The sequence below is a fragment of the Brevundimonas sp. AVps5 genome, from assembly GCF_058681515.1.
The window spans coordinates 806854-826748 of the sequence record NZ_CM178740.1; the positions used below are offsets into that span (position 1 = coordinate 806854).

The window sequence follows — 19895 nt, forward strand, 5'->3', positions numbered from 1 at the left end:
TCCCGGAGGCTCAAACCCTCCCCCGGCGAGAGAGAGAAGCAAGGGGATGACGCGGCTGAGTTCTGCGACTAGCGTCCGCGCCCATGCGCATAGTTCTTCTTGTTTCCGCCCTCGCCCTGACCGCCGGATCGGCCATGGCGCAGTCCGCAAACCCCGCCGTGCTGACGCCGGAGCGGGTGTTCGCCAACCCCAGCCTGAACGGCCCGGTCGCCCAGGGGGTCAGCCTTTCGCCCGACGGCGAACTGGTCGCCTTCCTGCGGGCGCGTGAGGACGATGTCTCGGTGCTCGACCTGTGGGCGGCGCCGACCGGAGCGGGCGAGCCGTTCAAGCTGATCGACGCGCGGGCCCTGGTGCCTGACGCCGGCGAACTGTCCGAGGCCGAGAAGGCGCGGCGCGAGCGGATGCGGATCTCGCAGCGCGGCGTGGTCGAGTATTCGTGGGACGAACAGGGGCGCTACATCCTCGCGCCGCTGGAAGGCGACATCTTCCTGGCCAGCCGGGAGGGCGGAGACATCCGTCGTCTGACCGAGACGGAAGCCGACGAGATTGACGCCAAGGTGTCGCCGGAGGGGAACTATGTCTCCTTTGTGCGCGACCAGGACCTTGTGGTGCTGAACCTGGCCTCGGGCGACGAGACCGAGGTGACCACGGACGGGGACGGTCTGATCACCTGGGCAACGGCCGAGTTCATCGCCCAGGAAGAGATGGATCGCGACACCGGCTACTGGTGGAGCCCGGACGAGAGATTCATCGCCCTGCAGCGGACGGACGAGTCGACCGTCGATGTCGTGCCACGCCTCGACATCACCGGCGGCGGTGCCAGCGTGGTCGAGCAGCGCTATCCCCGCGCCGGACGGCCGAACGCCGTGGTCGAACTGTATGTGCAGGACGTGGCGGCGAACCGGCGGGTCAAGGTCGACCTGGGCGCGAACACCGACATCTATCTGGCGCGCGTGAACTGGTCGAAGGACGGCGGAACCCTGTATGTCCAGCGCCAGTCGCGGGATCAGAAGACGTTGGACCTGCTGGCCGTCGATCCGTCGACCGGCGCGTCGCGCGTGATCTCGACCCAGCGGTCGGACGCCTGGGTTTCGCTGAACAACGACTTCAAGGCCCTGAAGGACGGGACCTTCATCTGGTCGTCGCAGGAGAGCGGCTGGCGGCATCTGTATCTGTACGGGGCCGACGGTCGCCAGATCCGCCCGATCACCCGCGGCGACTATGCGATCAAGGGCCTGAGCGGCGTCAACGCCGAGACGGGAGACGTCTATTTCACCGCCTCGATGCGCGACGGCGAGGAATATCCGATCGAGCAGCAGTTGTTCCGGGCCAGCCTGAACAGCACCGTCGATCCGGTGGCGGTGACGCCGCAGGGCGGATGGTGGTCCGCCAGCATGAACCGGACCGGCACGGCCTATGTCGGCAACTACACCGACCTGACCACGCCGATGCGGTCGGGCCTGTATCAGGCGGACGGAACCTTCGTGCGCTGGATCGAGGAGAATGCGCTGGACGCGGATCATCCGTTCGCCCCCTACGTTTCGCGCCGTCCGGTGACGGAGTTCGGCACCCTGGAGAGCCACGGCGAGACCCTGGTCTGGCAGATGTCGAAGCCGGTCGATTTCGATCCCTCGCGGACCTGGCCGGTGGTGATGCAGGTCTATGGCGGGCCGGGCGGCGGCGGGGTCAAACGCGGCTGGCTGCCGGCGACCACTCAACTGTTGACCGAGGCTGGGTATATCGTCTTCCGCCTCGACAATCGCGGGGAGGGCGACCGGTCGGCGGCGTTCAAGGAGGCCCTGTATCTGAAGATGGGCCAGCCTGAGATCGAAGATCAGGTTCTTGGTGCCAACTATCTGAGATCGTTGCCTTACGTCGATGATGTTCGGATCGCCATGATGGGCTGGTCCTATGGCGGGTTCATGAGCCTGATGGCGCTGACCGAGCCCGAGATGGGGCTGGCGTCGGCCATCGCCGGGGCGCCGCCGACGGAGTGGAGCCTCTATGACACCCACTACACCGAGCGGTTCATGTCGACGCCGGAAGCGAACACGGAAGGCTATGCCGCCTCGGACGCCATTCCGCGCCTCGACAATCTCACCGGTCGCCTTTTGCTGATGCACGGCATGGCCGACGACAACGTCATTCTCGAGAACTCGACGCGCGTCATCGACGCGCTTCAGGCGAAATCCATTCCGTTCGAACTGATGCTCTATCCGGGGCAGCGGCATGGCGTTCGGGGCAACGAAAGGCAGCTGCAGCAATGGCGCACGTATCTCGACTTCCTCGATCGCACGATCGGATCGCGGGCGCCCTTGGCGGACTGATCCTCGCCGGGTTCGCGGCGCCGGCGTTCGCGCAGGACACGGCGCCGATCCTGGCCGCGCAGGCGGCGGAGGCGGAGGCGCAGTGCGCCGGCCTGACGCCGCTCGACGGCGGCGAAGCCGGGGTCGCGGCGGGGCTGGTGATCTCAGCGTGTCAGCGGGACGCGATGACCTCGCATGCGGTGATCCGCTGGGCGCCCACGGCGGATGCGGTCGCCTACGGCGCCAGCGAGGCGGCGGGCCTGCCGATCCTGCTGAAGGACAATATCGAGACGGCGAACATGCCGACCACCGCAGGGTCGCTGGCGCTGGCGAACAATGCGCCGGGCCGGGATGCGCCCCTGGTGACGCGGCTGCGCGAGGCCGGGTTCTTCATCCTCGGCAAGACCAATCTGTCGGAGTGGGCCAACATCCGTTCGACCCGTTCGATCAGCGGCTGGAGCGCGGTCGGAGGGCTGACGCCCAACCCCTATGACGCGACGCGGACGGCCTGCGGTTCGTCGTCGGGCAGCGCCGTGGCTGTGGCTGTCGGCCTGGCCCCCGTGGCCATCGGGACAGAGACGAACGGCTCCATCGTCTGCCCGGCTTCGGTCAACGGCGTCGTCGGGTTCAAGCCGACCGTGGGTCTGGTCAGCCGCACCCATATCGTGCCGATCAGCCATTCGCAGGACACCGCCGGACCGATCGCCACGACGGTGCATGACGCGGCCCTCGTCCTGACCGCCATCGCCGGATCGGACCCGCTGGATGCGGCGACCGCCGAGGCGGATGCGCGCAAGGTCGACTATGTCGCCGCCCTCGATGCGGACTCCCTGCGCGGCGCGCGGATCGGGGTGCTGCGGTTCATGGCGAACAACTTCTCGGACGACACCAGGGCGGCGTTCGAGCGGTCGCTGCAGGCCATGCGCGACGCCGGCGCCGAGCTGGTCGAGATCACCGAGGGGCCGGACATGCGGGCCATCGGCGGGGCGCAGCTGACCGTTCTGCTGACCGAGCTGAAGGTCGATCTGAACGCCTATCTGGCCTCGACCGACCCGGAACAGGTGCCGACGCGGACCCTGGCCGAGATCATCGCCTTCAACGCCGCCGAACCGCGCGAGACCGTTCTGTTCGGCCAGGAATTGTTCGAACGCGCTGAGGCGACCGGGGGGCTGGAAGATCCGGCCTATGTGACGGCGCGGGAAACCTCGCTGAGGCTTTCGGGCGTCGAGGGGATCGACCGGATGATGGCGGAGAACCGGGTCGTGGCCCTGGTCTCGCCGACCACTTCGCGGGCCTGGACCAACGACCGGGACGACGAGGATAACGGGCAGGGATCGGCCAGCACGCTCGCCGCCGTGGCCGGCTATCCGCACCTGACCGTCCCTATGGGGATGGATCGCGGCATGCCGGTCGGGATCAGCTTCATGGCCGGCCAGTGGCAGGACGCGACGGTGCTGTCGCTGGGCTATGCCTTCGAGCAGAAGACGATGGCGCGGGTGGCGCCGGGCGAACGGGTCCGCGCCGGTCAGGACGCACAGTGATGATCCGGCGCGGAACGCTTCTCGGTCTGACCCTGGCTGCCCTGACGCTGGCGGGGTGCGCTACGCCCAATGGCGACGGCAGCTGGGACCTGGGCGAAGACGTTCCCCGATACCAGCCGCCGACCGTGGCCGCCCTGATCGCTGATCCGACGCTGGCCCCCGGGGCTCTGAACGCCTCGATGGCGCTGATCGCCTCGACCGGGGTCGGGTCAGATCAGCCGATCAATGCGGTGATCACGGTCAGCGATCTCGGAGGGATGGAGCCGGGCGTTTTCGCGCCGGGCCCCCTGTCCGGCGTGCCGATCCTGCTCAAGGACAATATCGAGACGGCCGACATGCCGACGACCGCCGGCTCGATGGCGCTGCTCGGCAACGCGCCGGGGCGGGACGCGCCTCTGGTCGCGCGGCTGCGGGAGGCAGGCGCGGTCATCCTGGGCAAGACCAACCTGTCGGAGTGGGCCAACATTCGCTCGTCGGCTTCGGTGTCGGGGTGGAGCGCGGTGGGCGGACTGACGCGCAATCCGCATGCGCTGGATCGCAACACCTGCGGCTCATCGTCCGGATCGGGTGCGGCGGTGGCTGCGGGACTGGCCCCGGCGGCGATCGGGACGGAGACGGACGGGTCGATCGTCTGTCCGGCCGCGATCAACGGCATCGTCGGCTTCAAGCCCACGGTCGGCATGGTCAGCCGCACCCATATCGTGCCGATCAGCCATTCGCAGGACACGGCAGGGCCGATGACCCGCACGGTCGAGGACGCGGCCATCCTGCTGTCGGTCATCGCCGGCAGCGATCCCGCCGACCCGGCGACGGCCGAGGCGGATGCGCGGAAGACCGACTTCCGGGCGGCCCTCGACGCCGGTTCGCTGCGCGGTGCCCGGATCGGGGTAGCGCGGTTCCTGACCGGCTATTCGCCCGGCACGGACGTGGTGTTCGAACAAACGCTGCAGGCTCTGCGCGAGGCCGGGGCGGTGCTGGTCGAGATCACCGAAGGGCCCGACATGGAGGCCATCGGCGAGGCCGAGACGACGGTGCTGCACCATGAGCTGAAGGCCGACCTGAACGCCTATCTGGCCTCGACTGATCCGGCGCAGGTGCGCACCCGGACCCTGGCCGACGTTATCGCCTTCAACGAAGCGACGCCGCGCGAGATGGCCCTGTTCGGGCAGGAGACCTTCATCAGGGCCGAGGCGACGCGGGGTCTGGACGATCCCGGGTACATCGCAGCGCGCGCGACCTCGCTGAGACTGGCGGGGGTCGACGGGATCGACCGGCTTCTGGCGGAGAACAGGGTCGTCGCCCTGATCGCGCCGACCGTGGGGCCGGCCTGGTCGATCGATGTGGTCAATGGCGACCACTATCTGGGTGCCGCGTCGACGCTGCCGGCCGTCGCGGGCTATCCGCATCTGACCGTGCCGATGGGGTTCGTGCAGGGGCTGCCGGTGGGGCTGAGCTTCATCGGGGCGAAGTGGGACGATGCGCGCATCCTGTCCCTGGGCTACGCCTTCGAACAGGCGACCCGGGCCTACCGGCCGGCGACCCTGCGCCGCTCCATAGACGAACTGCCGGAGTTCTCATCGGTGCTCGCCCCGTTCGTTGCGGAGCCCTGATCGGCGGCCGACGCCGAGCCCCCTGTCCGGCTGTCCTATCCAGCCCTGCGCCGGCGCCCGGTCACCACCACGTCGACGGCACGGTCGCGGCGGATGCGGGCGATGCGGCTGTCGAGCGCCTGGGTGACGTCGCCGACCGTGACCGTGGTGATCACGCGGTAGTGGTTCGAGGTAAACCCGGTCCCGGGCAGGGACGGGGCGCCTTCGGTTGAGAGGTCGGCGGGATTCAGCAGGCCGTGGCGGGCCCGGACCGCCAGCAGTTTGCCGGCGACCTCGGCGTCGTTCGTCATCAGGGACAGAAGGGGCAGGCCGACGGTGTTCAGGTTGACGGTCGCGTCCTTGGGCAGGATGACGACATAGGGGGCCAGACTGTCGAGGTCGGCGCGGGGCACGCCGGCGGCGACGATCAGGCTGTCGTCGGTCAGGGGGCCGGCGACGCGGACGACCGAGGCGATGCGGATCAGGGACGCCGGATCGATGTTGAGCGAGGCTCCGATGGCCTGGAACAGGGCGATGGGGGCGGCCTCGCCGGAGTTCAGGGCGTTGAGGTTGAAGCGGGACTGCTCGTCCTCGATGGCCAGGGCGAAGCGGCCGCCGGGAACGGAGATGGCCTGCTGGCCCAGCTGCGCCCAGGGTTCGGAGAGGTTGTCGGTACCGGCGGCGACCAGGGCGTCACGGCGCAGGATGGTGACGGCCGATAGTTCGCCCGCGCGGGCGTAGGCGTTGGCCTGGGCCGCGTCGCGCAGACGGGTGGAGCGCTGGACCTCGATGTCCTGGGTCGAGACCATGATCAGGACCGCGACGCTGGCCACGGCGAGGACGAGCAGGACGTTGAGAAGGATCATGCCCTCGCGTCGGGTGAGCCGGGGCCTCATGGCGCGACGACCGGCGGAGCCGGCTCCATCAGCGGGATGGAGGCGACGCGACGCAGGGTAGCGGTCGGCTGGCCATCGACACCGGTCAGGCTCAGGTCGAGCGCCACGGCGGTGACGCCGTCGTCAGGGGCGGGGCTGGTCGACAGGAGCCGGCCGTCGGGGCCGATCAGGGGAAGGGCGGGCTGCTGAGGCTGGGGCCAGGCATCGAGCCAGTCGCCGCGACGACGGTGGAAGGTCCAGCGAACGGTCGAGACCCGGGTCAGCAGGGTCTGGACCCGCTCGCCCCCCGCGCCGGTGACCGTGCGGGTCAGGGTGTCGCCGTCGAGGTCGTAACGGACGTTGACGATGCCGCCGGTGATGTCGGCCTTCTGCAGCGACAGGGAGGTCGCGCCGCCGCCCAGCGAGCCGGTGATCTGGTCGAGGTCCGAGGAGACGACCAGCATGGCGCGCTGGATCTCCGCCATCCGGCCGAGGCGGGTATCGGTCGCGTCCTGGGTCCGCAGGACGCTGTTCAGCAGGGTGAAGCCGGCGACGCCGATCAGGGCGAACAGGGCCATGGCGATCAGCACCTCGATCAGGGTGAAACCTTTGCGACGGCGCTTCGCTTCGTCCGCACGCGTGGTATCTGCGGCGCGGAACGGGAGGCGCGACGATGCTGAAGGTCTGGAGAACGCGAGAGGGCGAAGGCGGCCGGGCTGCGGGCGCATTTCAGTTCGAGCGGCTGACGGTGAAGGTGACGCGCTGGCGCGTGGTCCTGGCCGGCGTCGGGGCCGGAGCATATGCGCTGGGCCTGATCGCCATGGCGCCGTCCGAGATCATCGTGGCGAAATCCTCAAACGGAGAGCGGCAGGCGGTCGGGACCGTCTGGGCCGGCGAACGGGCCTTGCCAGGCGGGTTCGGCGCGCGCTGGGCGGTGATGCCCTTTTCTTCGATCCTGCATCTGTCGGGAGCTTTGAGGCTGGGTCTGCGGGGGCCGGACACCGCGGCCGCGGGCCAGGTGCTCGCACGGCCCGGGCGGGTGCTGGTGCGCGACCTGGAGGGGACGGCGTCCCTGCGGATCCTGAACGCCGTGGCACCGGGCCTGCCGTTCGCCTGCTCGTCCGTGCTCAGGCTGGACGTGGCGGAGTTGTCGCTGCGCGGGTCGCCGGAGGGGACGGGGACGATGACGAGCGGCCCGGCCGCATGCGCGCCGACGATGGGCGGGCCTGCGACGCCCATCCCGGGGCTGAACGGGACGATCTCGGCGGACGGGGCCGGGACGACCGTGGCCTTTGCGCGGGCGGACTCGGCGGCCGAGGTCATGAAGGCACGCGTGCAGCCGGACGGCGGACTGACGGCCTCGATCGAGCCCGGCGGCGTCGGCCTGATCCCCGGCGTCGGGGCACCGGTGTCGATCGAGACCACGCTGTAGGCGGCCCGGGTCACAGCCCGGCGAGGTTGTTGAGGTTCACGATCGGCATGAGGATGGCGAGGACCATCAGCAGGACGATGCCGCCCATCACCAGAAGCACGCCGGGCTCGACCAGCGAGACGAGGGCCTGGACGAGGGAGTCCAGCTCCTGCTCCAGATCCTGGGCGGCGCGTTCGAGGCCGTGGCCCAGCTTGCCGGACTGTTCGCCGGCCGCGACGATGGCCAGGAGAAGCGGCGGGAAGATCTCGGCCTCGGCCATGGCGCGGCGCAGGGACGATCCCTCGCGAACACGGGCGGCGACCAGGAAGGCGCGCTCGCGGGCGAAGCGATTGGGGGTGACGGCGGCCGACGCCTGAAGCGCCTCGACCAGGGGCACGTCGGAGCGGACGAGGGTGGCCAGCGAACCGGCGAACCGGGCGGCGTTCAGGTGCTGGACGAAGCCGGCAAAGGGCGGGGTCTTCAGCAGGAATTCGGCGAAGCGGCGGGCGTTCGCGGGCACGGCCAGCCAGCGGTTCCAGGCGATCCCGGCGATGACGAGCGCGATCAGTACATAGACGCCGAAGGTCTGGACGAAGGCCGACAGTGCGATCAGGGCCCTCGTCAGGAAAGGCAGTTCGGCGCCGCGCGAGACGAACACCTTCACGATGTCCGGCACGACGTAGATCATCATCAGGGTGATCATCAGCAGGGACACGCCGGCCAGCAGGGCCGGATAGAGCAGGGCCAGCTGGACCTTGCGGCGCGCCTTTTCCTGATTGCCGACGAACTCGGTCAGATGGGCCAGCACGGTCGAGAGCTTGCCTGACTGTTCACCCGCGGCGATCGAGGCGCGGTAGAATTCCGGGAAGACCCTGGGGTGACGGGCGAGGGCGGCGGCGAAGCTGCGGCCTTCCAGAATGGCGGAGCGGACGTCGGTCAGGACGACGCCGACGGGCTGGCCCTCGGTCTGCTGGGCGGCGATGCGCAGCGCCTCCTCGATGCGGATGTCCGAGCCGATCAGGGTCGAGAGCTGGCGGGTGACGGCCGACAGGGTTTTGGAGCTGATGCCCTGCTGGAAGATGACGATGCCCTTGGACAGGTCGGTCTTGCGACGCTCTCCGGCGAGGGCGACGGCGGTGGGCAGCAGGCCCCGGTCGCGGACCAGCTGGCGTGCGCCGACGTCGGAGGCGGCCTCGATGGTGCCCTTGTGCGGCTTGCCCTCCGCGTCGACCGCCTGGAAGGCGAAGACGGGCATCAGACGTCTTCCCGCACCACGCGGGCGACTTCCTGCACGGAGGTCTCGCCGGCCAGGGCCTTGGCGGCACCGTCTTCCAGAAGGCCCGGACCGCGCTGGCGGGCGAGTCGGATCAGGTCGGCCTCGGCCGCGCCGTCGTGGATGGCCTGCTGCATCTCGCCGTCGATCTCGATGACCTCATAGACGCCGAGCCGGCCCTTGAAGCCTTCGCCCCGGCACTCGGGGCAGCCGACGGGGCGGAAGATGCGGGCCCCGACCGGGACCACGCCGCCGGTCATCTCGCTGTCGGCCTGTGTGGCTTCGGCGGGCGACTTGCAGTGGGGGCAGAGGCGGCGGACCAGACGCTGGGCGATCAGGCCCGACAGCATGGGGGCCAGCAGATAGCGTTCGACACCCATGTCGATCAGCCGGGTGACGCTGCCCACCGCCGTATTGGTGTGCAGGGTCGACAGCATCAGGTGGCCGGTCATGGAGGCGCGGACGGCGACCTCGGCCGTTTCGTGGTCGCGGATCTCGCCGACCATGATGACGTCCGGGTCCTGACGCAGGATCGCGCGCAGGCCCCGGGCGAAGGTCAGGTCGATGCGGGCATTGACCTGCATCTGGCCGATGCCGTCGAGCGCGTATTCGATCGGGTCCTCGACCGTCATGATGTTGCGGCGGCGGTCGTTCAGGCGCGTCAGGGCCGAATAGAGGGTCGTGGTCTTGCCGGAGCCCGTCGGACCGGTGACCAGGATGACGCCGTGAGGTCGGGTGATCATCCGCTCGAAGGTCTCGAGGTCGCGGTCGCTCATGCCCAGCTGGGCGAGATCGAGCGAGGTCGAGCCCCGGTCGAGCAGGCGCAGGACCACCCGCTCGCCGTGCTGGGACGGGATGGTCGAGACGCGGACGTCGACGTCGAGACCGCCGATGCGCAGGGTCACGCGGCCGTCGTGGGGTACGCGTTTTTCGGCGATGTCCAGCCGGGCCATGACCTTGATGCGGCTGACCAGGAGCGGGGCGAGGGCGCGGGCGGGCTGAAGCACCTCGCGCAGGACGCCGTCGATGCGGAAGCGGACGACCAGCCGCTTTTCCTCGGCCTCGATATGGATGTCCGACGCGCCGTCGCGGATGGCCTGAAGCAGCAGGGCGTTGATCAGACGCACGACTGGCGCGTCGTCGCGGCTGTCCAGCAGGTCGTCGACGGCGGCGGCGTCCTCGGCCAGGGCGGCGAGGTCGTCCTCGGAGGCGGCATAGTCGGCTGCGGGCGCGGCCTCGCCTCCGGTCTGTTCGCGCAGGATGGCGTCGAAACGGTCGTCATCCACAGCCTCGAAGGCGATGTCGGCGCCGTTGACGCGCCGGACTTCCAGCAGGGTCTCAAGCGTCGCAGAGCGGCGGTGCAGGCAGACGGGGCGGTCGCCCTCCTCTCCTGACGGCCGCAGGATCATGGCTCCGCGCCGACGGGCGAAACCGTAGGCGAGGCTGGCGGCAGGGGCGGAGGCGGTGTCTTCGGCGAGGCTCATGGTTGAACTACGCGCAGGGTGACGTCGACGACGCCTTCGGAGGCACCGCGCCGGATGTTCACGGAGGACAGGGTCGCGCCGGAGGCTTCCAGAGCCGCCAGCCAGGGGATGACGGCGTCGTAGCGGGCGCCGGTTACGTTGACCTCGGCTGACCCGTCGGCGCCTGTGACGGTGGGGACGATGCCGAAGGTCGCGGCCTGGACCGGGATGGCCTCCTGCAGCGGGCCCGACAGGGCGGCTGTCGAAGTCGAAACGGCACCGCCGGCCGCGCGGACATCGACCATGACCTGCTCATAGGCGGTGATCCGGCCGATGGCCGTGGCGCGGGCATCAAGCAGGGGGCGCAGGCCGGCCAGCCAGACGATGGCGATTACCAGAACGCCGCCGAGGACGGCGATCATCACCTGTTCCCGGCGCGATCGGGACGCCATCCAGGCAGCGGCGGTGTCGAGGGCGGGCGACCTCATCCGGCGCCTCCCGGCGTGATCTGAATCGTGGCGTTGAGGCCGTTGGTGGCCTGGGTCGCATCGACGGCGGCGGGCGCGCCGGTCGCGGTCAGGCCCGAGGCGTTCAGGGCGGCGACGGCCCGGTCCAGGCTGGCGATGTCGGAGACCGCGACGCCGAGATCGAGCGAGCCGGGGGCGTAGGCGGCCGAGTTGAAGGCCACGGCGCCCGCGCCCGGCAGGGCGCCCGAGGTCTGGGCCAGCAGGCGGGTGAAGGGACGGACGCCGCCGCCGGCCGAGGGCAGGATGCGGTCGGTGGCGGCGATCAGATCGTCCTCGGCCGCGATCTGGGGCGCGACGGCCTGGAGCAGGGCGCGGACCTCCGCCTCCTTCTTCTCCGCCATGGTGTGCAACATGACGGTGTCGATCCCGAGGATGGCGATGTGGGCAAGGACGCCGATCCCGGCGACCAGGGCGAGGGTGCGGGCCGCGCTCTGGCCGCTGGAGCGGGTAGCGGCCCAGGTCCCCTGGCGCAGGTCGAGCGGCGGCAGGACCGCGACCGTCTCTCCCATCGCGCCGAGCAGGCCGGCCTCGTGCTCGACGCCGTGGGCCAGGGCCTGGGGAAGGGGATCGCCGACGGAATGGAGGCGGGGCTTGCCGGCGGCGTTCCAGGCCGCGTCGATGGCCGACAGGGGCAGGGCGAACCCCGCGCCGTTGTCGGTGCGGACGAGGGCGCGGTCAGCCTCGGCCTTGACCACCCATGCGCCCGGTGCCGGCAGGGGCAGGGTCAGGGCGTCCGGCAGGAGGATCGACGAGTCGAGCTCTGCCTCGGTCAGCAGGGCGATCCACGACTGCATCCGGGCGTGGCGGACGACCCCGGCGATGTGGCGGCGTGGGGTGATCTCCGTGCCGAGGGCGAAATGCAGGGTGGCCAGCGGTTCGCCGACAGCGTCCTCGAGCGCATAGGCCAGGTTCGACAGGCGCTGGGCTCGCGTCGGGAAGGGCAGATCGACCGTCAGGGTCAGGACGTCTTCCGAGGGGACCAGAACCGTCGTCGGACCGGCATAGGACCGATCGACTGCTATGATTCTGTCATCGACGATGCGCCATAAGCCTCGGCTCGGCAGGTTCGATCTGGCGGGTCGACCGAGCATTGGCGGGACTCAATAGAATGGCGTGGTCGGAGGCGTTGACCCGGTCTATAGCAGCGAAAACAAGCCTGTCGCCACTGGCTGCGCCGTCGAGAAAAAGTGTCATGATTACTTTGTCCCAGCGTCACAAGCTTTGTCGTCGTCTTGATGCGCGGCGTGCCGGGCTGACTCTGGTCGAGATGATCGTGGTTCTGGCCATCATCGCGGTGGTCGCCGTGCTGATCGTGCCGAACGTGATCGGCCGCCCGGACGAGGCGCGCGTGACAGTGGCCAAGACCGACCTCAAGACCATTGCCACCGCCCTGCGCATGTACCGGCTCGACAACGGCGACTATCCGACGACGCAGCAGGGACTGGCCGCGCTGGCAGGACGACCGACATCACCGCCGGAGCCGCGCGCCTATCCGGCCGAACCCTATCTGACCGAGGTGCCCACCGATCCGTGGGGCAAGGCGTATGTCTACCGCAGCCCCGGCCTGACCGGCCCCTATGACCTGTTGTCCTTTGGCAAGGACGGCGAGGAGGGCGGCGAGAAGCTGGACGCCGACCTGAACGAACGAACGCGCTGATGAGGGCTGTCGGGGGACACAGTCTGAAGCGTCGGTCGGGCATGACCCTGGTCGAGATTCTCGTGGTCCTGGTCATTGTCGGGGTGATGGCGGGCGTCGTCACCCTGGGCGTCGGTGCCGCCGATCGGGGCATGGGCGTCGAGACCGAGGCCAACCGGCTGGCCGACCGGCTGAGACTGGCCGCCGACGACGTGATGGTGACCCGCCGGCCCCTGTCCCTCGCCTTCGACGGCGAGGGCTATGTTTTCGTGCGCAGCGATGCCGGTGCAGCGGGCGTGGTGGATGCGCTGGCCGAGAGGCACGCCCTGCCGGACGGCGTCCGGATGGTCGGACTGGGCGTATCTTCGCCCGTGTCGATCGACCCTGACGGCGCGCAGCCGGTTGCGGCTTTCGGCCTGGCCAAGGGGGACAGGCGCTGGCGTGTGACTTTCGACGGACTGAACGCCTTGGCCGAGCCGGTCGCCGAAGAGGCGCCGGTATGAGGCGCGACGGATATTCCCTGATGGAGGCGCTGGTCGCCCTGTTCATCCTGGCCATCGCCACGGTCGGGCTGACGCGCGCGACACAGGCCCATGTCGACGGCGTGCGCGGGCTCGAACAGCGGGTCGTGGCCCAGTGGGTGGCGGAGAACCGGCTGGTTGAACTCAACCTGGAAGGCCCCGTGCAGACGCCGGACGTCTCGGTGGTTCGCATGATGGACCGCGACTGGGACGTGCGGGTCGCGCGCCGGAACACCGACGATCCGGATCTGGTCGCCGTGGATGTGGCCGTGTCGCCTGCGGGCGGTCGCGAGGCCGTACGGCTGTCGGGCTTCGTTGACCGGGGAGCGACGGCATGACGCCGGAGCGCAGGGACGAAATCGCGCTGAGGCTGGTCAGCGTCGTGGTCACGGGATCGCTGGCCCTGGCGCTGGCGGGACTGACATGGCGGCTGACCGGCTGGGACGACGGGCGTGACCAGGTGGCCGTGGCGGACAGTCTTGTGCCGCTCGGCGGGGGCGCTGCGCCTGGCGCGGACACCGACGTGGCGCGGATCGTGTCGCTGGCCCCGTTCGGCGGCGCAACGGCGGCGGGAGGCCTGTCGGCCTCGACCCTGGGTCTGGTGCTGAAGGGCATCCTGATGGCCTCGCCGCCCAGCGCCTCGACGGCCCTGATCGCGGTCGGTGAGGGACCGGCGGCCATCTATGGGGTGGGCCAGACGCCGGTGGGCGATGCGGTCATCGAGTCCATAGAGGTTGATCATGTGATCCTGTCCTCCGGCGGCGCTCGCCAGCGACTGGACTTCCCCGCACCGGTCGCGATCGATCCTGCCACCGTTTCCGGCGCGACGCCGGGCGCCGGAATCACTGTGACTCCCGTCCAGCCGGTGCAAACGGCGGCGGCACCGGCGATGTCTTCGCCCGTGGCCGGCGCGGCCGCAGCGGCTCAGCCCGCGCCCCGCGTCGCCGATCCGGGCGCGACCCCCGATGTCGCCGCTGCAGCCGGCGCTGCAGGCGTGACTGCGACGGCGTCCGGCTATCGCATAGGCCCCAATCCGTCGCCCGAACTGCGCCGCTTCGGCCTGCAGCCCGGCGATGTGATCGAGACGTTGAACGGCCAGGCGGTCGGCGATGCGGGCTCGGATCAGCAGCTTTTCGAACGCGCCCGGTCCGCCGGACAGGCGCGCGTGGTGGTCGTCCGTGACGGACGCCGTCTGACCCTCAACTTTCCCCTTCGCTAGGAGCCCGGCGTGACGAAGTTTCTCCGCCTGACAACAACCAGCGTGCTGGCCCTCAGCCTCGCCGCCGGCCCCGTGGGATCGGCCTCGTTCGCGCAGACCGTCGCGCCCGCGCCGGTCGCCATGCAGGACGTGGTCATCAACATGCGCGGCGCCGACATCAAGGACGTCGCCGAACAGGTCAGCCGTATCACCGGCCGGACGCTCGTTCTGGACCCGCAGGTGCAGGGCCAGGTCAACGTCGTCTCGGCCGAGCCGCTGAGCCGCAACGGGGTATGGGAGCTCTTCCTGTCGGTGCTGCGGACCTCGGGCTTTGCCGCCGTGCGCAGCGGCAATGTCTGGCGCGTCGTTCCCCAGGCCACCGTGGTCCAGAGCGGTGCCTCGGAGACCGGCGTGGCCAGTTCCAATCAGCAGATCGTGACCCGCCTGATCCGCTTGCGGAACCTGCCCAGCGACCAGGCCGTGCGGGCGTTGCGTCCCCTGGTGTCCTCCTTCGGTGCCATCGAGGCCCTGACGGAGCCGAACGGCGTCGTGGTCACCGACTATGCCGAGAACATCCGCCGGGTGCAGCAACTGGCCGCGACGCTCGATGAGGGCGGCGGGACATCGTTCGACAGTATCGCACTGCGCTACGCCTCGGCGACCGAGGTGGCGGCGTCGGTCAGCGCCCTGCTGGGCTCGGACGCCGGCGGCCCGCGCGTGACGGCGGACGAGCGCTCCAATGTGCTGCTGATCCGGGGTGACGCGGCCGACCTGGCGCAGGCCCGGTCGATCGTAGAGGCCCTGGACACGCCCGGCGGAGCGACGCCCGTGACGCGTGTCGTGCGCCTGCGGAACTCCGATGCCGAGTCGATCACCGATATCGTGCGCGGCCTGCTGGGCGGCGAACCGTCGGCGACCAACCCGGTGGCGCGGTCGCTACGCAACACGACGGGACTGGCGAGCCTGAGTGCCTCGAACCGCGACACGGCGGCCATGGCGGCCAGCGCGATCTCGTCGTCGGGCGATGGCGCGGCGGCTTCATTGCCCGCATCCGGTTCGCCGGCCCGCGCCGAAGGCTTCACCCTGGAAGGTGTGACGGTTCAGGCCTCGCCCGAGTTGAACGCCGTGGTCATGCGCGGCCCGCCCGCGACGGTGGACATGCTGGAAGACGTGATCAGCCAGCTCGACCTGCGTCGCGCCCAGGTGAAAATCGAGGTGGCCATCGTCGAGATCACCGGCGAGCTGGGCGAACAGATCGGGGTGCAGCTGGGCCTGGGCGGAGCGGTTCCGGACGATGGTGTCATCGGCGGCACGGGCTTCTCCAATGCGGGCTCGGACCTGGGCACTGTGCTGTCGGCTCTGGGCTATCCGGCCGGGCGTCTGCTGGGCGCGGGCCTGTCGCTGGCTGCCGGGTCTGAAGGCGATTTCGGCCTGCTGCTGCAGGCCGTGGGCACCAATAACGCGGCGAATCTGCTGTCCTCGCCCAGCATCACGGTGCTGGACAACGAGGCCGCGGAGATCGTGGTCGGCCAGAACGTTCCGTTCCGCACCGGCAGTTTCGCCACCGACGGGAACTCGACCAACCCCTTCACCACAATCAGCCGCGAGGACGTGGGTCTGACCCTGAGGGTCGTGCCGCGCGTGCATGAGGGCGGGGTGGTGCGGCTGGAGGTGTCGCAGGAGATTTCTTCACTGGTCCCGACCGCCGTGATCGGCGCGGCCGACCTGATCACCAATCGCCGCAGTCTGCAGACCTCGGCCCTGGCCGACGACGGCGAGACCATCGTGCTGGGCGGTCTGGTCACAGACGACCGCCAGACGGCCAACAGCAGCGTGCCGGGCCTGGGCAGCCTGCCGCTGATCGGCGCCGCCTTCCGGTCGCGCCGCGACAGCCAGACGCGACGGACCCTGTTCATCTTCCTGAAGCCGACGATCCTGCGTGACAGCGCCTCGGTCGCGGCCGATGCGCGGGAAGCCTACGACCGGCTGCGCCGTTCGGAGCCTGTGCGGATCGATCCGACGCGGCCGGAAGCCATCGGCCGCGATCCCCGGCTGGTTCCGGAAGTGGGTGAGGTTTTCTAGCTTCGGGGGTCGTTGAACCGGGGGATAACGAGGTCGGGGTCGGCCTCGACGCCTTCCGGCGGGTGCGCGGCGGACGGACGCTGGTCGGTCAGCCGCAGCAAGGGCGCGGCGATCTGTGCGCGCTCTTCCGCGCGGCGATAGACGGTCTGGCCGCCGAACAGGGCCGCGGCGCCCGCCAGCGCTCCGCCGAAGAAGATCAGCAGGGCGGTGAAGGCCCCGTCCCACCAGCGGTCCTTGCCATAGACGGCAGTCGGCGCAGCAGTGGTCGCGGCGGGAATAGGGGGTCTGGCCGTGGCCGGCTCCGCCAGGGTCATCAGGCTTCCGCCGCGCGCCAGCATCATGGGCACATTGGCGCGTGGGACGACGGCATAGGCTCCGGGACCTGTTCGCATCATAGCGATGTCCTGATCCAGCAGGGCCGAGCCGAAGTCCTTCAGCAGGGCGTCCGAGGAATACCAGCCGTCGGCGCGGAAGGTGACGACGCCGTCCACTGCGGGATCGATCGTGACGTCCCAGGCGAGGGCCCCGCCGACAATGTCCTGCGCCGCCTCCGCGACGGGGGTGTCGGTGAAGCTGAAGACATAGAACTGCAGCGGCTCAGCGGCGGCCGGGATCGAGGCGGTCGCAGGGGCCTGGGCGAGCGCCGGGGCGGCGACCAGCAGCAAGGCCAGAAGGGCGGGGCGGAGCAGACGCATCGGAAGTCTCGATACCATGCCGGTCTCATGCGGACATAGGACGACAGGACGATGAAATCGCTCGCCGCCTCGTCTAGGGTGACGGCGCACCCCGCAGTGCGATTCAGGAGACCCCCGTGGTCCAGATTCCCGGTGCCGCCCGGCGCGCAGCCGCCTTCCGCCGAATGCGCGATGCCCGCTCCAGCGAGGTGGCGGAGGACTATGTCGAACTGGTCGGCGATCTGATCGCCGAGACGGGGTCGGCGCGGTTGACGGATCTGGCGGACTGCCTCGGGGTGGCCCCGGCGACGGCCGCCAAGGCCCTGCAGCGTCTGCAGCGCGATGGACTGGTGGAGACAAGGCCCTATCGCTCGATCACCCTGACGCCTGCGGGCGAGACGATGGCGGCCGCGTCGCGTGAGCGGCACCGGATCGTGCATGCGTTCCTGATCGCGCTCGGCGTCACCGGAGAGACCGCCGAGGCTGATGCCGAGGGGATCGAGCACCACGTCAGCCCCGAGACCCTCGCCCTGTTCGAAGGCATGACGAAGCGGCTGCGCGACGCCGGCTGATTTCGCTCGCACCCGGCGGCAAATTGTCGCGTATAGAGATTCAGCCTCGGCTGAATTCCCGCCGGGCACGGGAACAGCGATGACCGCTCCGATTGAAGACGACTACAATCGCTCCCTGCCGGAGGCTTACCGGACCATTCCGGTGTGGACCCAGGGCAGTGTGGCGCGGCCGTGGTGGAGGCGGATGCTGGCCTTCTCCGGCCCCGGCTTCATGGTTGCGGTCGGCTATATGGACCCCGGCAACTGGGGCACCGATCTCGCGGGCGGCAGCCAGTTCGGTTACGCCCTGCTGTGGGTCATCCTGGCGTCCAATCTGATGGCGATGTTCCTGCAAGTCCTCTGCGCGAAGCTGGGACTGGTGCGGGGCCAGGACCTGGCACAGGCCTGCCGTGACTCCTATTCCAGACCGACGTCGATCGCGCTCTGGCTGCTGTGCGAGATTGCGATCATCGCCTGCGACCTGGCCGAACTGGTCGGAGCGGCGGTGGCGCTGAACCTGTTGTTCGGCATCCCGCTGATGTGGGGCGTCCTGATCACCGGGTTCGACGTGCTGATCCTGCTGATGCTGGTCAATTTCGGGTTCCGCTGGCTGGAAGCCATCGTCATCGCCCTGGTCACGACCATCGGCGTCTGTTTCGCCTGGTCGATCTTTCTGGCCCAGCCTGACTGGGCGGCCGCTGCGCACGGCGCCTTCGTACCGAGCCTTCCGGGCGGCGGAGCGCTGCTGATCTCACTGGGCATCCTCGGTGCGACGGTGATGCCGCATAACCTCTATCTGCATTCGTCGATCGTGCAGACGCGGGCGCACGGGCGGGGAATCGCCGACCTGAGGGCGGCCATCGGGCACAACACGGTCGACACGATTGTGGCCCTCGGTGCCGCCTTTTTCGTCAACGCAGCGATCCTGGTGCTGGCGGCGGCGGTGTTCTGGAAGGCGGGTGTCGAGGTCGACGATCTGCGTCAGGCGCACGAACTGCTGAAACCCGCCCTCGGCGGAGCGGCGGCGACGGCCTTCGCGGTGGCCCTGCTCTGCTCGGGCCAGTCCTCGACCATCACCGGCACCCTGGCGGGTCAGATCGTGATGGAGGGCTTTCTCAAGATCCGCATCAAGCCGTGGATCCGGCGGCTGGTCACGCGGAGTATCGCCATCGTTCCGGCCCTGGTGATCGTCTCGGCGACCGGCGGTCGGGACACGGTCCAACTGCTGGTGATCAGCCAGGTGGTGCTGTCGATGCAGCTGCCGTTCGCCATCTTCCCCCTGATGATGCTGACTTCCGACAAGGCGAAGATGGGCCAGTTCGCCAACGGGCGGGTGGTGCAGGTCATCGGCTATTCGATCTGCGCGGTGATCGCCTCGCTGAACGTCTATCTGCTGTGGAGCGTGATCGGGCCGATGTGGTTGAGCCTTCTGGCTGCGGTGATGACCGGCTTCGCGGCCTGGGTGCGGCTCGGCTATCGGCCGCCCGCTATTTGAGGAAGGCGCTCGCTCGAACCGCCCCGGTGGCGAGGTCGATGTGGAAGCTCAGGCCCTGGAAGCTGTCAGCGAGTAACGTCCCGTCCTCCAGCCGCATGGTGATGAAGGCGTCCTGACCCTCGCCCTTCTGCGGGTGGGCGATCCAGCGACGGCGCCCGGTCGAATGCAGGCGGACGACGGCGCCGCGCTCGTCTTCGGGCGCGGACAGGCCGTGAAGGACCAGGCGGTCGCCGTCAGGCAGTTCGATCTGCATCATGGCAGAGGGATCGGGTCGGAGAAGCTCTCGGCCGGGATCAGTTCGAGGAGCTGGACCTGCCGGCCGCCGCCGGGTTGGTCGAAGGCGGGGGCGGCGATGCCGACCTTCATCAGGGTGCCCGCGGGGACCGTGACGACGGAGTAGAACTCGGCGGTGTTGGCGGGCGGCAGGGCCATGGCCTCGCGTACGTTTTGCGAAGACGTCGGCTGAACCGGCGACAGCCAGGCCCCGAGGCGGTTCGCGCCGCCCCCGTACGCCCGGTAGAAGGTCATGACGCGGTCGGTGCGGACCTCCTCGACCGGTCCGGCCCAGGCCTCGACGAGGACGGCCGGAGCGGGGGCGGCATAGGTCGTGGGCGCAGCCACGGTGGAACAGCCTGCCAGGCCCAGCGTCAGGGCGGCCAGGAGCATCATGACCGGCGTCAGCAGCCAGTCGCGCGTCGCCGCCCTGAAGTTCGTCATCGTCGTCTCCTTTTCCGCCAGCAGGCTACACCGGCG

20 protein-coding genes are annotated in these 19895 nt (G+C 69.6%); 11 read left to right on the plus strand and 9 right to left on the minus strand.

Features of this window, described 5'->3' with window-relative positions; translation table 11 throughout:
• The first annotated feature begins 83 nt into the window (after window positions 1-83).
• The 3 genes from ACW18A_RS04035 to ACW18A_RS04045 all read left to right on the plus strand — a co-directional run bounded on the left by ACW18A_RS04035 (window position 84) and on the right by ACW18A_RS04045 (window position 5457).
• Window positions 84-2327, plus strand: coding sequence for a S9 family peptidase (locus ACW18A_RS04035; RefSeq protein ID WP_492023524.1), 2244 nt, complete (start codon window positions 84-86; stop codon window positions 2325-2327).
• Window positions 2264-3847, plus strand: coding sequence for an amidase (locus ACW18A_RS04040; protein WP_492023525.1), 1584 nt, complete (start codon window positions 2264-2266; stop codon window positions 3845-3847). Before ACW18A_RS04035 ends, ACW18A_RS04040 begins: the two co-directional genes overlap by 64 nt.
• A gap of 257 nt (window positions 3848-4104) precedes the next feature.
• Window positions 4105-5457, plus strand: coding sequence for an amidase (locus ACW18A_RS04045; RefSeq protein ID WP_492024328.1), 1353 nt, complete (start codon window positions 4105-4107; stop codon window positions 5455-5457).
• Window positions 5458-5492: 35 nt separating this feature from the next.
• Here the strand turns inward: ACW18A_RS04045 and ACW18A_RS04050 are convergent, their stop codons facing one another.
• Both ACW18A_RS04050 and ACW18A_RS04055 read right to left on the minus strand, forming a co-directional pair.
• A complete protein-coding gene (locus ACW18A_RS04050) occupies window positions 5493-6302 on the minus strand; it encodes a type II secretion system minor pseudopilin (RefSeq protein WP_492023526.1) in 810 nt (269 codons plus the stop codon).
• Between the two features lie 26 nt (window positions 6303-6328).
• Window positions 6329-7039 carry a type II secretion system protein GspJ gene (locus ACW18A_RS04055; RefSeq protein ID WP_492023527.1) on the minus strand — a complete coding sequence of 237 codons (711 nt, stop codon included), beginning with the start codon at window positions 7037-7039 and terminating at the stop codon, window positions 6329-6331.
• Between ACW18A_RS04055 and ACW18A_RS04060 the strand changes: the two genes are divergently transcribed.
• Window positions 6985-7743, plus strand: coding sequence for a hypothetical protein (locus tag ACW18A_RS04060; protein ID WP_492023528.1), 759 nt, complete (start codon window positions 6985-6987; stop codon window positions 7741-7743). The genes ACW18A_RS04055 and ACW18A_RS04060 overlap by 55 nt on opposite strands.
• Window positions 7744-7753: 10 nt before the next feature.
• Here ACW18A_RS04060 and ACW18A_RS04065 read toward each other — a convergent pair whose 3' ends face one another.
• Genes ACW18A_RS04065 through gspL form a run of 4 tightly spaced genes read right to left on the minus strand, consistent with a single transcriptional unit; the run spans window position 7754 to window position 12076 of the window.
• Window positions 7754-8977: a type II secretion system F family protein gene (locus ACW18A_RS04065; protein ID WP_492023529.1), complete on the minus strand. Its 1224-nt coding sequence runs from the start codon at window positions 8975-8977 to the stop codon at window positions 7754-7756.
• On the minus strand, window positions 8977-10479 hold the full coding sequence (gspE, locus tag ACW18A_RS04070) for a type II secretion system ATPase GspE (RefSeq protein ID WP_492023530.1): 1503 nt from the start codon (window positions 10477-10479) through the stop codon (window positions 8977-8979). The genes ACW18A_RS04065 and gspE overlap by 1 nt, the downstream gene beginning before the upstream one ends.
• Window positions 10476-10946 (minus strand): type II secretion system protein M, encoded by a 471-nt coding sequence (locus tag ACW18A_RS04075; protein WP_492023531.1) that lies wholly within the window; start codon window positions 10944-10946, stop codon window positions 10476-10478. Before ACW18A_RS04075 ends, gspE begins: the two co-directional genes overlap by 4 nt.
• Window positions 10943-12076: a type II secretion system protein GspL gene (gene gspL, locus ACW18A_RS04080; protein ID WP_492023532.1), complete on the minus strand. Its 1134-nt coding sequence runs from the start codon at window positions 12074-12076 to the stop codon at window positions 10943-10945. Before gspL ends, ACW18A_RS04075 begins: the two co-directional genes overlap by 4 nt.
• A gap of 101 nt (window positions 12077-12177) precedes the next feature.
• On the opposite strand from gspL, the gene gspG reads away from it, so the two are divergent.
• The 5 genes from gspG to gspD are packed head-to-tail and all read left to right on the plus strand — an operon-like array spanning window position 12178 to window position 16422.
• A complete protein-coding gene (gene gspG / locus ACW18A_RS04085; protein ID WP_492023533.1) occupies window positions 12178-12642 on the plus strand; it encodes a type II secretion system major pseudopilin GspG in 465 nt (154 codons plus the stop codon).
• Window positions 12642-13124 carry a prepilin-type N-terminal cleavage/methylation domain-containing protein gene (locus tag ACW18A_RS04090; protein ID WP_492023534.1) on the plus strand — a complete coding sequence of 161 codons (483 nt, stop codon included), beginning with the start codon at window positions 12642-12644 and terminating at the stop codon, window positions 13122-13124. The genes gspG and ACW18A_RS04090 overlap by 1 nt, the downstream gene beginning before the upstream one ends.
• On the plus strand, window positions 13121-13480 hold the full coding sequence (gene gspI / locus ACW18A_RS04095) for a type II secretion system minor pseudopilin GspI (protein WP_492023535.1): 360 nt from the start codon (window positions 13121-13123) through the stop codon (window positions 13478-13480). The genes ACW18A_RS04090 and gspI overlap by 4 nt, the downstream gene beginning before the upstream one ends.
• Entirely contained in the window at window positions 13477-14361 is an 885-nt protein-coding gene (locus ACW18A_RS04100; RefSeq protein ID WP_492023536.1) for a type II secretion system protein N, read from the plus strand. Before gspI ends, ACW18A_RS04100 begins: the two co-directional genes overlap by 4 nt.
• Window positions 14362-14370: 9 nt before the next feature.
• Window positions 14371-16422: a type II secretion system secretin GspD gene (gspD, locus tag ACW18A_RS04105; RefSeq protein ID WP_492023537.1), complete on the plus strand. Its 2052-nt coding sequence runs from the start codon at window positions 14371-14373 to the stop codon at window positions 16420-16422.
• Here the strand turns inward: gspD and ACW18A_RS04110 are convergent.
• Complete coding sequence (locus ACW18A_RS04110; protein ID WP_492023538.1) at window positions 16419-17117, minus strand: hypothetical protein; 699 nt, start codon at window positions 17115-17117, stop codon at window positions 16419-16421. The genes gspD and ACW18A_RS04110 overlap by 4 nt on opposite strands.
• 116 nt (window positions 17118-17233) lie before the next feature.
• Here ACW18A_RS04110 and mntR point away from each other — a divergent pair, with 116 nt between their 5' ends.
• Together mntR and ACW18A_RS04120 are read left to right on the plus strand one after the other, a co-directional pair.
• Window positions 17234-17668: a manganese-binding transcriptional regulator MntR gene (mntR, locus tag ACW18A_RS04115; RefSeq protein ID WP_492023539.1), complete on the plus strand. Its 435-nt coding sequence runs from the start codon at window positions 17234-17236 to the stop codon at window positions 17666-17668.
• 79 nt (window positions 17669-17747) lie between these two features.
• The gene (locus tag ACW18A_RS04120; protein WP_492023540.1) at window positions 17748-19142 is read left to right on the plus strand and encodes an Nramp family divalent metal transporter; all 1395 of its coding nucleotides are present in this window, start codon (window positions 17748-17750) and stop codon (window positions 19140-19142) included.
• Here ACW18A_RS04120 and ACW18A_RS04125 read toward each other — a convergent pair.
• Together ACW18A_RS04125 and ACW18A_RS04130 are read right to left on the minus strand one after the other, a co-directional pair.
• Window positions 19135-19398 (minus strand): DUF7957 family protein, encoded by a 264-nt coding sequence (locus ACW18A_RS04125; protein ID WP_492023541.1) that lies wholly within the window; start codon window positions 19396-19398, stop codon window positions 19135-19137. The genes ACW18A_RS04120 and ACW18A_RS04125 overlap by 8 nt on opposite strands.
• Window positions 19395-19859 (minus strand): hypothetical protein, encoded by a 465-nt coding sequence (locus ACW18A_RS04130; protein ID WP_492023542.1) that lies wholly within the window; start codon window positions 19857-19859, stop codon window positions 19395-19397. Before ACW18A_RS04130 ends, ACW18A_RS04125 begins: the two co-directional genes overlap by 4 nt.
• Window positions 19860-19895 lie beyond the last annotated feature (36 nt).